A 13746-nucleotide genomic window follows, 5' to 3' on the forward strand; every position below is an offset into this window, starting at 1 on the left:
GGCACCCGGACGGGGACCGGTGCCGGACCTGCGGCCGGGTCCACGTCAGTTCCCGACCGGCGTGCCGGCACCGGCACGCACCCCGCTCGGCGGCCCGGCCGGGGCGGGCGCCGGCACCTCGTCGGAGATCACCGCGCCGCTGAACTGCGCCCGGTAGAGCCGGGCGTACGCGCCACCGGCGGCGACGAGCTGGTCGTGGGTGCCCTGCTCGACGATCCGGCCCTGCTCCATCATCAGGATCAGGTCGGCGTCGCGGATGGTGGAGAGCCGGTGCGCGATGACGAAGCTCGTCCGGTCCGAGCGCAGCGCCGCCATGGCGCGCTGGAGCAGCACCTCGGTCCGGGTGTCCACCGAGCTGGTCGCCTCGTCCAGGATCAGCAGCGACGGCTCTGCCAGGAACGCCCGAGCGATGGTGATGAGCTGCTTCTCCCCGGCGCTGACGTTGCTGCCCTCCTCGTCGATCACCGTGTCGTAGCCGTCCGGCAGGCTGCGGACGAACCGGTCCACGAACGTCGCCCGGGCGGCGGCGAGGATCTCCTCCTCGGTGGCGTCCGGCCGGCCGTAGGCGATGTTGTCCCTGATGGTCCCGCCGAACAGCCAGGTGTCCTGGAGCACCATGCCGATCCGGCCGCGCAGGTCGTCGCGGCGCATCGTGGAGATGTCCACCCCGTCCAGCGTGATCCGCCCGGCGTCCAGCTCGTAGAACCGCATGACCAGGTTGACCAGCGTGGTCTTGCCGGCGCCGGTGGGACCGACGATGGCGACCGTGTGACCCGGCTCGGCGACCAGCGACAGGTCGTCGATGAGCGGCTTCTCCGGGTCGTACCGGAAGGAGACGTGCTCGAACTCGACCCGCCCGTGCGGGTCGGCGATCCGGGCCGGCTCGGCCGGGTCGCGGCTCTGCTCGTCGGCGTCGAGCACGGCGAAGACCCGCTCGGCCGAGGCGACCCCGGACTGCAGCAGGTTGGCCATCGACGCGACCTGGGTGAGCGGCTGGGTGAACTGCCGCGAGTACTGGATGAACGCCTGCACGTCACCGAGGCTCATCGAGCCCGACGCCACCCGCAGGCCGCCGACCACGGCGATCGCGACGTAGCTGAGGTTCCCGATGAAGAACATCGCCGGCATGATCAGCCCGGAGACGAACTGCGCGCCGAAGCCGGCCCGGAACAGCTCCTCGTTCTTGGCGTGGAAGGCGGCCTCGACCTCCTTCTGCCGGCCGAAGACCTTCACCAGCTCGTGCCCGGTGTACGCCTCCTCGATCTGCCCGTTCAGCTCGCCGGTGTGCTTCCACTGGGCGATGAACTTGCCCTGCGACCGCTTGGCGATCTGACCGGTGACCACCACCGACAGCGGCACCGCGACGAGCGCGACGACAGCCAGCAACGGCGAGATCCAGAACATCATCGCGAGTACGCCGACGACGGTGAGCAGCGACGTGAGCAACTGGCTCAGCGTCTGCTGGAGCGTCTGCGACACGTTGTCGATGTCGTTGGTGACGCGGCTGAGCAGTTCACCGCGGGGCTGCTTGTCGAAGTAGGGCAGCGGCAGCCGGTTGAGCTTGTCCTCCACGTCGGCGCGCAGCGTCAGCACGGTGCGCTGCACCACCCCGTTGAGCACCCAGCCCTGCGCCCACTGGAGCATGCTGGCGCCGACGTAGAGCACGACAGCGAACGCCAGCACCCGGCCCAGCGCGTCGAAGTCGATGCCGGCCCCCGGGATCACGTCCATCCGGGCCAGCATGTCGGCGAAGTTGCCGTTGCCCTCGGCGCGGGCCGCCTCCGCCGCCGCCTCGGTGGTGGTGCCGGGTGGGAGCTGCCGCCCGATCACCCCGCTGAAGATGATGTCGGTGGCGTGGCCGAGCACCTTCGGTCCGATGACGCTGAGCCCGACGCTGGCCAGGGCCAGCGCGAGCACGCCGGTGAGCTGGAGCCGGTACGGCCGCAGCCGCCCCAGCAGCCGGCGTGCCGAGGGCCCGAAGGTCATCGCCTTCTCGGCCGGCATGCCCATGTTCATGTGCGGCGGGCCGCCAGCGGGGCGCCGGCCGGCCGGAGGCAGCCGCGTCGGCTCGTTCTTCTGCTGCGGAACCGGCGGCGGCCCGCCGTTCCCCCCGGTCGGCGCGCTCACGCGGCCACCTCCGCCGTCTGCTGCGACGCGACGATCTCGGCGTACGTGGGGCAGCTCTCCAGCAGTTCCTCATGTCGTCCCATCCCGACGACACCCCCGTCCTCGAGCACGATGATCTGGTCGGCGTCGACGATCGTGGAGACCCGCTGGGCCACGATCACCACCGCCGCGTCCGCGGTGACCGGCTTGAGGGCGGCCCGCAGCCGGGCGTCAGTGCCGAGGTCGAGCGCGGAGAAGGAGTCGTCGAAGAGATAGATCTCCGGCTTGCGGACGAGCGCGCGGGCGATGGCCAGGCGTTGCCGCTGGCCGCCGGAGACGTTGGTGCCGCCCTGCGCGATCGGCGCCTCCAGCCCGCCCGGCATCTCGGCGACGAAGTCGCGCGCCTGGGCGATCTCCAGCGCGGCCCACAGGTCCGCGTCGGTGGCGTCCGGGTTTCCGTAGCGCAGGTTGCTGGCGACGGTGCCGGTGAACAGGTACGGCCGCTGGGGCACCAGCCCGATCCGCCGCCACAGCTCGTCCGGGGCCAGGTCCCGTACGTTCACGCCGTCCACCAGGACCGCGCCGGCGGTCGGGTCGACCAGCCGGGGGACGAGCGTGAGCAGCGTGGTCTTGCCGGCGCCTGTGGAACCGATGATCGCCGTGGTCCGGCCCGGTCCGGCGCGGAACGAGATGTCGTGCAGCACCGGCGCGCTGGCGCCCGGGTACTGGAATCCGGCGCCGCGTAGTTCCAGCTCGCCGCGGCCGGTGACCTCGGTGACCGGGTCGGCCGCCGGGACCACCGACGAGTCGGTGTCCAGCACCTCCTCGATGCGCTCGGCGCAGACCGCGGCCCGGGGCACCATCATCAGCATGAAGGTGGCCATCATGACCGCCATCAGGATCTGCATCAGGTACTGCAGGAACGCGGTGAGCGCGCCGACCTGGATCTGACCGGAGTCGACCCGTGCCGCGCCGAACCAGAGCACCGCGACGCTGGAGACGTTCAGCACCAGCATCACGATCGGGAAGATCAGCGCCTGGAGCCGTCCGATCCGCAGCGCGGTGGTGGTCAGGTCGGTGTTCGCGACCCGGAACCGGTCGGTCTCGTACGGCTCACGGACGAACGCCCGGACCACCCGGATGCCGGTGATCTGCTCGCGCAGCACCCGGTTGACGGTGTCGATCCGGGTCTGCATGAGCCGGAAGCCCGGCACCATCCGGCGGATGATCAGGCCCAGCGCGACTGCGAGCACCGGTACGCAGACCAGCATCAGCCAGGACAGTCCGACGTCCTCGCGCAGCGCCATCACCACGCCGCCGACGCTCATGATCGGCGCGGCCACCAGCATGGTGCAGCTCAGCAGCACCAGCATCTGCACCTGCTGGACGTCGTTGGTGTTGCGGGTGATCAGTGACGGCGCTCCGAACCGGGCGACCTCGCGAGCGGAGAAGCTGTTGACGCGGCGGAAGATCGAGCCGCGTACGTCGCGGCCGAACGCCATCGCGGTCTTCGCGCCGAAGTAGACGGCGGCGATCGAGCAGGCGATCTGGAGCAGGCTGACCAGCAGCATCCACCCGCCCGTACGCAGGATCTGGTCGGTGTCGCCGACGGCGACGCCCCGGTCGATGATGTCGGCGTTCAGGCTGGGCAGGTAGAGCGAGGCGATGGTGCCGACGAACTGGAACGCCACCACGGCGGCCAGCCATCGTCGGTACGGGTGCAGATGTGTGCGGAGCAGGCGGATCAACACGGATGGCTCCCCGTTGGCGGCTCGGTGTCGGACTCGCTGTCCCGGTTCAACCGACGGAGGTCCCCGTCGGACATGCCGGTGATGATTTCGATCAGGAACTCGCGGATCACCGCCCGGTTGGCCGGGTCGGCGTCGACCGACGTCAACGGCCGGTCGCTGTGGATCATGTCGATGATGGCGCGGGCGTGCTCGCCGCCCTTGTCGGTCAGCGTGAGCCGGACCGTGCGGCGATCCTCGGGGGCGCGACGGCGGCTGACGAAGCCGTCGCGTTCCAGCGTGTCCACGATGCCGGTGAGCGTGGCGGGCCGGACGAAGCACAGCTCGGCCATTTCCCGGTGGCTCACGTCGCCGGAGCGGAGGAGGATCATCAGGACCCGCATGCCGGCGGACGTGAGCCCGTGGTGTTCGGCCAGGTAGCGCCCCCAGTGCTGCTCGACGACGTGACCGGCGATCGAGATCAGCCGGCCGAGTGGCGCGTGGTGCAACGCGTCGGGGAAGCGTACGAGCGGGCCCATGTTCACGAGCGTCAGATTAGCTTCCGAACCATCAGGGCCCAAACTATTTCTGAGAGTCTTCTCAGCCGCGGTCGGGCGCGCGCCCGGGGGCGGCGGCCCGGAGTGAATCCGGCCGGCGGCTCATCCGCCGAGGGCGACCGCCAGCGCCGCGGCCACGAAGACGACCTGGAGCACCGTACGGACGCCGAGCGGCGTCACCGGGCGGCCGGCGAGCGTGAGGTGACGCCGCGCTGCCGAAACGTTCGCCGGGAACATGGCGAGCATCAGCAGCACCAGCCCGGCCGCGGCCGGGCGCGCGGTGGACGGGAACAGCAGGGCGAGCGCGCCGGCGAGTTCCAGCACGCCGGTGACTGTGACCAGCAGGCCGGGCCGGGGCAGCGACGGCGGGACCATCGCGATCAGGTCGGCCCGGCGGGACGCGAAGTGGGCCACGCCGGTCAGCACGAACATCAGCGCCAGTCCGGCCCGCAGCGCGGGGTGCCACCCGTCCAGGGCGTCCACGCCGAGCAGGCCGGCGAGCCGGGCCAGCGCGGTGCCGGCGAGGAGTGCGATCAGGGGTGCCATTGTCGATCCCTCCGACGAGTATCTTGTCGATGACAAGATTGCGTGACGCGTGTCATCTTGTCAATGACAAGTTAGGGTGACGGCATGGCCTCGTATCACCACGGCGACCTCCGCCGCGTCCTGCTGAGCACCGCGGCCGAGGCGATCGCCGAGTCCGGGCCGGCCGCGCTGAGCCTGCGTGAACTGGCCCGGCGCGCCGGGGTCTCGCACGCCGCGCCCGCGCACCACTTCGGCGACAGGGCCGGGCTGCTCACCGCGCTCGCCACGCAGGGCTTCGACCTGCTGGCCGACGCGCTGCGGCAGGCCGGGGACGACCTGCTCGACACCGGCGTGGCCTACGTCGGGTTCGCGGTGCGGCACCGCGCGCACTTCGACGTCATGTTCCGGCCCGAGCTGTACCGGGCCGACGATCCGGAGCTGGTCGCCGCCCGCGCCCGGTCGGGGGAGGTGCTGCGCGACGGGGTGGCCCGGCACACCGGTCGGGAGCCGGACGCGGACGCGCTCGCGGCCTGGTCGATCGTGCACGGGTTCGCCACACTCTGGCTCTCCGGCGCGCTGCCACCACGGGTGGGCGACGACCCGGAGGTCGCCGCCCGCACCGTGATCAGGCGGTTGTTCGACTGAGCCGGGCCGGGCGTCACCAGCTCGTCGGCAGCGGCATCCCCTCGGTGTACCCGGCGGCGCTCTGCACGCCGACGAGCGCTCGCTCGTGGAACTCCTCCAGGCTGCGCGCCCCCGCGTACGTGAACGCGCTGCGTACGCCGGAGATGATCTCGTCGATCAGGTCCTCCACGCCGGGCCGGTTCGGGTCCAGGTACATCCGGGCCGAGGAGATGCCCTCCTCGAAGATCGCCTTCCGGGCCCTGTCGAACGCGCTGTCCTCGGCCGTACGGGCGCTCACCGCACGCGACGACGCCATGCCGAAGCTCTCCTTGTAGCGCCGCCCGTCGGCGTCGGTGTAGAGGTCGCCGGGGGACTCGTAGGTGCCGGCGAACCAGGAGCCGATCATCACGTTCGAGGCGCCCGCAGCGAGCGCCAGCGCCACGTCCCGCGGGTGGCGTACGCCGCCGTCGGCCCAGACGTGCCGCCCCAGCGAGCGGGCCGCCGCCGCGCAGTCGAGCACCGCGGAGAACTGCGGGCGGCCCACGCCGGTCATCATCCGGGTGGTGCACATCGCACCCGGTCCGACACCGACCTTCACGATGTCCGCGCCCGCGTCGACCAGGTCGCGTACGCCGTCGGCGGTCACCACGTTCCCGGCCGCCACCGGCACCGGCGGGTCCAGCCGGCGGACCGCCCGCAGCGCCTGGAGCATCCGCTCCTGGTGCCCGTGCGCGGTGTCCACCACGAGCGTGTCCACCCCGGCCTCCAGCAGCGCGGCGGCCTTGCCCGTGACGTCGCCGTTGATGCCCACCGCGGCGGCGATCCGCAGCCGCCCCCGGTCGTCCACCGCGGGCTTGTAGAGCGTGGCGCGCAGCGCGCCCTGCCGGGTCAGCACCCCGACCAGGCGGCCGTCGCCGTCCACCACCGGCGCGAGCCGCCGCCGGCCCGCCGACAACCGGTCGAATCCGGTACGCGGGTCCGCGTCCGCCGGAACGGTGTGCAACTCGGTCGACATCACGTGCCGGAGCTGGGCGAAGCGGTCCACCCCGACGGTGTCCGCCTCGGTCACCACACCCATCGGCCGGCCGTCCGCGTCGATGACGACCACCGCGCCGTGCGAACGCTTGGGCAGCAGGTGGATGGCGTCGCCGACGGTGTCGGTCGGGCCGAGCGTGATCGCCGTGTCGTGCACCAGGTGCCGCTGCTTGACCCAGCCGACCACGTTGGCGACGACTTCGATCGGGATGTCCTGCGGGATCACCGCCACCGCGCCGCGCCGGGCCACTGTCTCGGCCATCCGCCGGCCCGCGACGGCCGTCATGTTCGCCACCACGAGCGGGATCGTGCTGCCGGTCCCGTCGGTGGCGGCCAGGTCGACGTCGAGTCGGGAGCCCACCTCGGAACGGTTGGGCGCCATGAAGACGTCGTTGTAGGTCAGGTCGTGCGCGGGGACCGCGCCGTGAAGGAACCGCACCCGGCCATCATTCCCGCCCGGCGGCGCTCCCGCCCCCGGTGGTGGCTCAGACCACCCATCCCCAGCGCTGTTAAGAAGGGGCCCCTTCTCTACCTCAGGCGTTAAGAAGGGGCCCCTCCTTACACCTCAGGCGATGGTGCAGATCGCGGCGCCGGACGTGATCACCGCACCGACCTCGGCGGCGAGCCCGCTGACAGTGCCGGCTTTGTGCGCGTGCAGCGGCTGCTCCATCTTCATCGCCTCCAGCACCACGACCAGGTCGCCCTCGACCACCTCGTCGCCGTCGGCGACGGCGATCTTCACGATCGTGCCCTGCATCGGGGAGGTGAGCGTGTCACCGCTGACCGCGGCACCCGCCTTGCCTCCGCCACCCCGGCGGGCCGGCTTCTTCGCGGCGGGCGCCGCTGCCGCCGTACCCGCGCCGAGCCCGGCGGGGAGGACGACCTCCAGCCGCTTGCCGCCCACCTCGACCACGACGGTCTCGCGCCCGGCCGGCTCGTCGGCGGCGCCGGCGGTGGCGGTGAAGGCCGGTACGGTGTTGTCCCACTCGGTCTCGATCCACCGGGTGTGCACTGTGAACGGCTCGGCGGTGAACGCCTCGTCGCGGATCACCAGGCGGTGGAAGGGCAGCGCGGTGGCCATGCCGTCGACCACCATCTCGTCGAGCGCCCGGCGGGCCCGCTCCAGCGCCTCGGTACGCGTCTCGCCGACGATGATCACCTTGGCCAGCAGCGAGTCGAAGTTGCCGCCGATCACGTCGCCGGCCGAGATGCCGGTGTCCACCCGGACGCCCGGCCCGGAGGGCAGGCGCAGGGCGGTGACGGTGCCCGGTGCGGGCAGGAAGTTGCGGCCCGGATCCTCGCCGTTGATGCGGAACTCGATGGCGTGCCCGCGCGGCGCCGGGTCCTCGGTGAAGCGCAGCTTCTCGCCGTCGGCGATGCGGAACTGCTCGCGGACCAGGTCGATGCCGGCGGTCTCCTCGGTCACCGGGTGCTCGACCTGGAGGCGCGTGTTGACCTCCAGGAACGAGATCGTGCCGTCCACGCCGACCAGGTATTCCACGGTGCCGGCGCCGTGGTAGCCGGCTTCGCGGCAGATGGCCTTGGCGCTGTCGTGGATCTGGGCCCGCTGGGCGTCGGTGAGGAACGGCGCGGGCGCCTCCTCGACCAGCTTCTGGTGCCGGCGCTGAAGCGAGCAGTCCCGGGTGCCCACCACGATCACGTTGCCGTGCTGGTCGGCCAGCACCTGCGCCTCGACGTGGCGCGGCTTGTCCAGGTAGCGCTCGACGAAGCACTCGCCCCGGCCGAACGCGGCGACCGCCTCGCGGGTGGCCGACTCGAACAGGTGCGGGATCTCCTCCATGGTGCGGGCGACCTTGAGGCCGCGCCCGCCACCGCCGAAGGCGGCCTTGATGGCGACCGGGAGGCCGTGGTCGACGGCGAACGCCATCACCTCGTCCGCGTTGCCCACCGGGTCCGGGGTGCCGGGCACCAGCGGCGCGCCGGCGCGCTGCGCGATGTGCCGCGCGGTCACCTTGTCGCCCAGGTCGCGGATCGCCTGCGGGGTGGGGCCGATCCAGGTCAGCCCGGCGTCGATGACGGCCTGGGCGAAGTCGGCGTTCTCGGAGAGGAAGCCGTAGCCGGGGTGCACCGCGTCGGCGCCGGAGCGGGCCGCCACGTCGATCAGCTTGTCGATGCGCAGGTAGCTGTCGGCGGCGGTGTCACCGCCGAGCGCGTACGCCTCGTCGGCGAGCGTGGCGTGCAGGGCGTCCCGGTCGGAGTCCGCGTAGACGGCGACGCTGGCCAGCCCGGCGTCGCGGCAGGCGCGGATGACGCGGACGGCGATCTCGCCGCGGTTGGCGATGAGAACCTTGCGCACCTTGTGGCTCCTCCCGGGAGGTCGTTGCCGGGAGTTTAGCGGCCGGGCTGCGGAGCCTAACGATCACTCAGTGTGGGATGCGGCACTGTAGTCAAACTTGGTTATTACGCTTGTCCCGTGTCGGCGACGCGGATGATGATTCTCGGCCTGGTCAGGTGGATGCAGCCGGTGCACGGCTACGACGTGCGCCGCGAGCTGCTCAGTTGGAGCGCGGACAAGTGGGCGAACGTGCAGCCCGGCTCGATCTACCACGCGCTGCGCAAGCTCACCGACGAGGGCCTGCTGCGGACCGTCTCGGTCGAGCAGGTGGGCGCCCGTCCGGCGCGCACCACGTACGAGGTGACGCCGAAGGGGGAGGACGAGTTCGAGACGCTGCTGCGGGCGCAGTGGTGGCAGGTCCAGGAGCCGCCTGATCCGTTCGTGGCGGCGTTCTCGTTCCTGCCGGCGATGCCGCGCGAGGAGGCCGCGGCGGCGCTGCGCAACCGGGCGAACCTGTTGCGTGCCGGGGTGGAGTCGATGCGCGCCTCGCTCGACTCGGACTGGGTGCGCAACCGCAAGCCGGTGCACGTCGGGTGGATGTTCGAGCTGTGGCTCACCCGCGCCGAGGCGGAGACGGCCTGGTGCGAGCGGATCGCGGAGCGGATCGAGTCGGGAGTGTCGTACCTGCCCGATGGGATGGAGCGGGCCGAGGGCTGGTCGGGCTGGTCCGACGGATCACGATGACACGACATAATCAACGTTGACCAAAAGAGCTATATCGCGTTAGCCTCGGCGGGAATCGCGGGGGAGTCGTGCGTCCTCGCGGACGATCGGCGGCCGCTCAGGTCCGCCCGGACGACCAGGAGCAGAAATGATCGAGACCAGGGGGTTGCGGAAGTCGTACCGCTCCCGCGAGGGTCGCGAGACGAAGACCGTGGACGCGGTCCGCGGCGTCGACCTCGACGTCGCAGCGGGAGAGATCTTCGGCTTCCTCGGGCCCAACGGCGCCGGCAAGACCACCACGCTGCGGATGCTCGCCACCCTCATCGAGCCGGACGGCGGCGAGGCCACAGTGGCGGGCGCCGACCTGCGTAAGGACCCCGCCGAGGTGCGCCGCCGGATCGGTTACGTCGCCCAGGGCGGCAGCACCTGGGACGAGTCGAGCGCCCGTGAGGAGCTGGTCCTCCAGGCCCGCCTCTACGGCATCGGCAAGGCCGAGGCGCACCGCCGCGCCGAGCGCGCGCTCGAAGCGTTCCAGCTCACCGAGTACGCCGACCGCAAGAGCAAGACCTACTCCGGCGGTCAGCGCCGGCGCGTCGAGATCGCGCTCGGCATCATCCACGAGCCGAAGATCGTCTTCCTGGACGAGCCGACCACCGGCCTCGATCCGCAGAGCCGCGCGCACATGTGGGACGAGATCCGCCGGCTGCGCACCGAGGGGATGACCGTCTTCATCACCACGCACTACCTGGACGAGGCGGACGCGCTCTGCGACCGCATCGCGATCATGGACCACGGTGAGGTGGTCGCCGAGGGCACACCGGCCGAGCTGAAGCGGGAGATCTCCGGCGAGGTGGTGATCGTCGGCCTGGACGCGCAGAGCACCCCGCGCGCCGCCGAGTTGCTCGACACCGAGGCGTACGTGAGCAAGCTGGAGACCGTCGACGAGGGCGGCCTGCGCCTCTACGTCGACGAGGGCGCCACCGCAATCCCGCAGGTGCTGCGCCGTCTCGACCACGCCGGGCTGGACCTGCGCTCGATCGAGCTGCACCGCCCCAGCCTGGACGACGTCTTCCTCACCAAGACCGGCCGCTCGCTGCGCGAGTCCTGACCCCCGGAGAGCTGTCATGAAACTCGCCCGCGACACCTGGCTGATCTTCCAGCGCCAGACGCAACTGCTGCTGCGCAACCCGGTGTGGATCTTCGTCGGCGTCTTCCAGCCGGTGATGTACCTGCTCCTGTTCGCCCCGCTGCTCAAGCCCGCGCTGAACGCGCCCACCCAGGCCGCCGCGTACAAGATCTTCGTGCCCGGCCTGCTCGTGCTGCTGGCCATCTTCGGCGGCCTGTTCCAGGGCTTCGGCCTGATCGCCGAGCTGCGCGCCGGCGTGATCGAGCGCTCCCGGGTCACCCCGGTCAGCCGGCTCGCCCTGCTGCTCGGCCGCTCGCTGCGCGACGTCGTCTCGCTCATCGCTCAGGCGATCATCATCACGCTGCTGGCGCTCGCGTTCGACCTGCGCGTGTTCATCGGCAACCTGCTCCTGGCGTACCTGATGCTCGCCCTCATCGCGCTGATGACCTCGGCCGTCTCCTACGGCATCGCGCTCAAGGTCAAGAGCGAGGACGCGCTCGCCCCACTGATGAACACCGTCGCGCAGCCGGTGCTGCTGCTCTCCGGCATCCTGCTGCCGCTCACCTTCGCCCCCGGCTGGCTCCAGGGCGTGGCCAAGTGGAACCCGTTCTCCTGGGCGGTCGAGGGCACCCGCGCGCTGTTCAACGGCGACCTCGGCAACGACCGCGTCTGGCAGGGCCTCCGCATCATCGCGGTGCTCGCCGCCGCAGGCGTGTTCTGGGCCGCCCGCCAGTTCGCCCGCAGCGTGCGCTGAGCAGGGGAGACCTACCTCTCAGCAGGGGCGGGGCACCGGCCGGGCGCGCGTAGCGTAAGGCCGGTGCCCCGCCTCACCCGTGACCGGATCACCTGGCTGACCTACGCCCAGCTCGGTCTGTGGGGCTTCTTCCTCTACGGGTTCGGCCCGGTCGTACCCCTGCTCCGCGACGAACAGGGCACCAGCGCCGCCGTCGCCGGCCTGCACAGCACCGGCATCGCCGTGGGCGCGCTCGCCGGCGGCGCGCTGTTCGCCCCTGTCGCCCGCCGCCTCGGCCGCAGCCCGGCCATCTGGCTCGGCCTCGCCGGCGTCGCCGCGGGCGTCACCGCGCTCGGCCTGCTCCGTCCGCTGCCGGCCACGCTCGCCGCCGTCGCGGTCATCGCCACCTTCGGCATGATGGTCGTCAGCGGCGTCAGCGTGGTGCTCACCGCCCGGCACGGACCCGCCGCCCCGGCCGCGCTCACCGAGGCGAACGCGGCCTGCGCCGGCATGGGCGTCCTGGCGCCGCTGACCATCGGCGCGAGCGTCGACGCCGGTCTCGGCTGGCGACCGCTGATGGCCGTCGAGGTCGGGCTGATCACGCTCGTCGCGCTCGCCGCCCTGACCTTCCGGGTACGCGGGCCGCGACGCGCCCCCGCTGACGCGGCTGCCGGCACACCCGTCTCGGTGGCCGCCTCCACCCGGGTGCCCGCCGTCCCCGCCCCCGATGCGGACGAGGCCGTCGTGCCCGCCCCCGTCGTGCCCGCCCCCGTCGTGCCTGCTTCGGTCGTGCCCGCTTCTGCCGTCCCCGCCCCCGGTGCGGCCGAGGCCGCCGTGCCCGCTTCTGCCGTGCCCGCTTCGGTCGTGCCCGCTTCGGTCGTGCCCGCCTCCGGTGCGGCCGAGGCCGCTGCGTCCGCTCACTCCGTCCCGGCCTCGGCCGCTCCCGCCTCCGGCGAGCCCGTTTCCTCCGCCTCCGGTGCGGCGGGGCGGCTGCCGCGTGCGTACTGGATCGCCTGGGTCTTGATGTCCGTCACCGGGTCGATCGAGGTCTGCCTGTCGCTGTGGACCGCAGACGTGCTGCGGACCCACGCCGGGCTGAGCGCGGGCGGGGCGTCGGCGGCGGTCGCCGCGATCGTCTGCGGCATGTTCGCCGGCCGGATCGCCGGTGGCCGGGCCGCGCTGCGCTGGGCGCCGGTGCCGCTGCTGCTCGGCGCGCTCACCGTCTCGATGGCCGGGTTCGCGCTGTTCTGGGGCAGTACCATCGGCTGGCTCGCGGTCACCGGGCTGGTCGTGCTGGGGCTCGGCAACGCGCTGCACTACCCGTTGGCGATCTCGATCGCGCTGGCCGTCGCCGGTCCGGCCGCGGACAAGGCGGCGGGCTGGTCCGCGTACTCGATGGGTGTGGGTTTCGGGATCGCGCCGGTGACGCTCGGGTGGGTGGCCGACGGCGTCGGCCCGCACCCGGCGTTCCTGCTGCTGCCCGCGTTCATCGCGGTGGCGGTGCTGCTGACCGTGCGGCTGGGCCATGCCCTGCGCGCGCCGGTCCGCGCGGCTTGATCGACTCCACTTCGGCGAGGTGGCGGCATCCGGTGCTCAGGGATACCGCCACCTCGGCGAGGTTGTGTTCGGCCGGCTCAGAGCACCCGGGCGAGCGTGACACCGTCGGCGATCGGCAGCATGACCGCCTCGACGCGGACGTCAGCGATGACCGCGTCGTTGAACGCGGCGATCGCCCGGTCGTCGGCGTTGCGCGGGGCGAGCACCCGGCCGTCCCGCAGCGTGTTGTCGACTGCGATCACCGCGCCGGGACGCATGCGGGGCACCAACTCGTCCCAGTAGATCGGGTAGCCGACCTTGTCCGCGTCGATGAAGGCGAAATCCAGGTAACGCTCGCGGGGCAGCTCGCGCAGCGTCTGGGAGGCCGGGCCGATGCGCAGCTCGATGCGGTCCTGCACACCGGCGCGCTGCCAGTAGCGCCGGGCCACGCCCGTGTAGTCCTCGGAGATGTCGAAGCAGGTCAGCCGCCCGCCCTCGGCCAGCCCCCGAGCGATCGCCAGCGAGGAGAGGCCGGTGAACGTGCCGACCTCGACCGCCTGCCGTACGCCGAGCAGCCGGGTCAGGAAGGTCAGGAACGCGGCCTGCTCGGGCGCGACCTGCATGACCGCCTCGGCGGGCAGGGCCGCCAGGGTCTCCTCGGCCAGCTCCTGGACGATCTCGTCCGGGGCTGACCCGTGGGCCACCAGGTAGGCGTGCAGTTCCGGGGTGAGTGGCAGCGGCTTCGTGGTCATGTCCGG

At 72.1% G+C, this 13746-nt stretch carries 12 protein-coding genes; 5 read left to right on the forward strand and 7 right to left on the reverse strand.

Going from position 1 to position 13746, the window contains the following annotated elements:
* Positions 1 to 45 precede the first annotated feature (45 nt).
* The 4 genes from O7622_RS08220 to O7622_RS08235 form a co-directional block, all read right to left on the reverse strand.
* Positions 46 to 2016, reverse strand: coding sequence for an ABC transporter ATP-binding protein (locus O7622_RS08220; RefSeq protein ID WP_282314085.1), 1971 nt, complete (start codon positions 2014 to 2016; stop codon positions 46 to 48).
* Between the two features lie 107 nt (positions 2017 to 2123).
* A complete protein-coding gene (locus O7622_RS08225; RefSeq protein WP_282312672.1) occupies positions 2124 to 3857 on the reverse strand; it encodes an ABC transporter ATP-binding protein in 1734 nt (577 codons plus the stop codon).
* A complete protein-coding gene (locus tag O7622_RS08230) occupies positions 3851 to 4414 on the reverse strand; it encodes a MarR family transcriptional regulator (protein WP_282312673.1) in 564 nt (187 codons plus the stop codon). The genes O7622_RS08225 and O7622_RS08230 overlap by 7 nt, the downstream gene beginning before the upstream one ends.
* A 78-nt stretch (positions 4415 to 4492) precedes the next feature.
* Positions 4493 to 4936: a DoxX family membrane protein gene (locus O7622_RS08235; RefSeq protein WP_282312674.1), complete on the reverse strand. Its 444-nt coding sequence runs from the start codon at positions 4934 to 4936 to the stop codon at positions 4493 to 4495.
* A gap of 84 nt (positions 4937 to 5020) precedes the next feature.
* On the opposite strand from O7622_RS08235, the gene O7622_RS08240 reads away from it, so the two are divergent.
* Positions 5021 to 5560, forward strand: a complete 540-nt coding sequence (locus O7622_RS08240; protein ID WP_282312676.1) for a TetR/AcrR family transcriptional regulator — start codon at positions 5021 to 5023, stop codon at positions 5558 to 5560.
* A 13-nt stretch (positions 5561 to 5573) separates the two neighbouring features.
* Here O7622_RS08240 and O7622_RS08245 read toward each other — a convergent pair whose 3' ends face one another.
* On the reverse strand, positions 5574 to 7013 hold the full coding sequence (locus O7622_RS08245) for a GuaB1 family IMP dehydrogenase-related protein (RefSeq protein ID WP_282312677.1): 1440 nt from the start codon (positions 7011 to 7013) through the stop codon (positions 5574 to 5576).
* Between the two features lie 126 nt (positions 7014 to 7139).
* On the reverse strand, positions 7140 to 8891 hold the full coding sequence (locus O7622_RS08250; protein WP_282312680.1) for a biotin carboxylase N-terminal domain-containing protein: 1752 nt from the start codon (positions 8889 to 8891) through the stop codon (positions 7140 to 7142).
* A 132-nt stretch (positions 8892 to 9023) separates the two neighbouring features.
* Here O7622_RS08250 and O7622_RS08255 point away from each other — a divergent pair, with 132 nt between their 5' ends.
* The 4 genes from O7622_RS08255 (at position 9024) to O7622_RS08270 (ending at position 13009) form a co-directional block, all read left to right on the forward strand.
* Positions 9024 to 9614, forward strand: coding sequence for a PadR family transcriptional regulator (locus O7622_RS08255; RefSeq protein ID WP_282314086.1), 591 nt, complete (start codon positions 9024 to 9026; stop codon positions 9612 to 9614).
* A 127-nt stretch (positions 9615 to 9741) separates the two neighbouring features.
* On the forward strand, positions 9742 to 10701 hold the full coding sequence (locus O7622_RS08260; RefSeq protein ID WP_282312681.1) for an ATP-binding cassette domain-containing protein: 960 nt from the start codon (positions 9742 to 9744) through the stop codon (positions 10699 to 10701).
* A 16-nt stretch (positions 10702 to 10717) separates the two neighbouring features.
* Positions 10718 to 11473 (forward strand): ABC transporter permease, encoded by a 756-nt coding sequence (locus tag O7622_RS08265; protein WP_282312682.1) that lies wholly within the window; start codon positions 10718 to 10720, stop codon positions 11471 to 11473.
* A 63-nt stretch (positions 11474 to 11536) separates the two neighbouring features.
* Positions 11537 to 13009, forward strand: a complete 1473-nt coding sequence (locus O7622_RS08270) for an MFS transporter (RefSeq protein ID WP_282312683.1) — start codon at positions 11537 to 11539, stop codon at positions 13007 to 13009.
* 77 nt (positions 13010 to 13086) lie between these two features.
* On the opposite strand, the gene O7622_RS08275 is transcribed toward O7622_RS08270, so the two are convergent.
* Positions 13087 to 13740: an O-methyltransferase gene (locus O7622_RS08275; RefSeq protein WP_282312684.1), complete on the reverse strand. Its 654-nt coding sequence runs from the start codon at positions 13738 to 13740 to the stop codon at positions 13087 to 13089.
* Positions 13741 to 13746: the final 6 nt, after the last annotated feature.

The organism is Micromonospora sp. WMMD1076, assembly GCF_029581475.1.
GTDB lineage: Bacteria > Actinomycetota > Actinomycetes > Mycobacteriales > Micromonosporaceae > Micromonospora > Micromonospora aurantiaca.

Coding starts and splice junctions, on each gene's coding strand:
- O7622_RS08255 (WP_282314086.1), top strand. CDS start 9,024: ATGATGATTCTCGGCCTGGTCAGGTGGATGCAGCCGGTGCACGGCTAC.
- O7622_RS08240 (WP_282312676.1), top strand. CDS start 5,021: ATGGCCTCGTATCACCACGGCGACCTCCGCCGCGTCCTGCTGAGCACC.
- O7622_RS08275 (WP_282312684.1), bottom strand. CDS start 13,740: ATGACCACGAAGCCGCTGCCACTCACCCCGGAACTGCACGCCTACCTG.
- O7622_RS08265 (WP_282312682.1), top strand. CDS start 10,718: ATGAAACTCGCCCGCGACACCTGGCTGATCTTCCAGCGCCAGACGCAA.
- O7622_RS08235 (WP_282312674.1), bottom strand. CDS start 4,936: ATGGCACCCCTGATCGCACTCCTCGCCGGCACCGCGCTGGCCCGGCTC.
- O7622_RS08220 (WP_282314085.1), bottom strand. CDS start 2,016: ATGAACATGGGCATGCCGGCCGAGAAGGCGATGACCTTCGGGCCCTCG.
- O7622_RS08260 (WP_282312681.1), top strand. CDS start 9,742: ATGATCGAGACCAGGGGGTTGCGGAAGTCGTACCGCTCCCGCGAGGGT.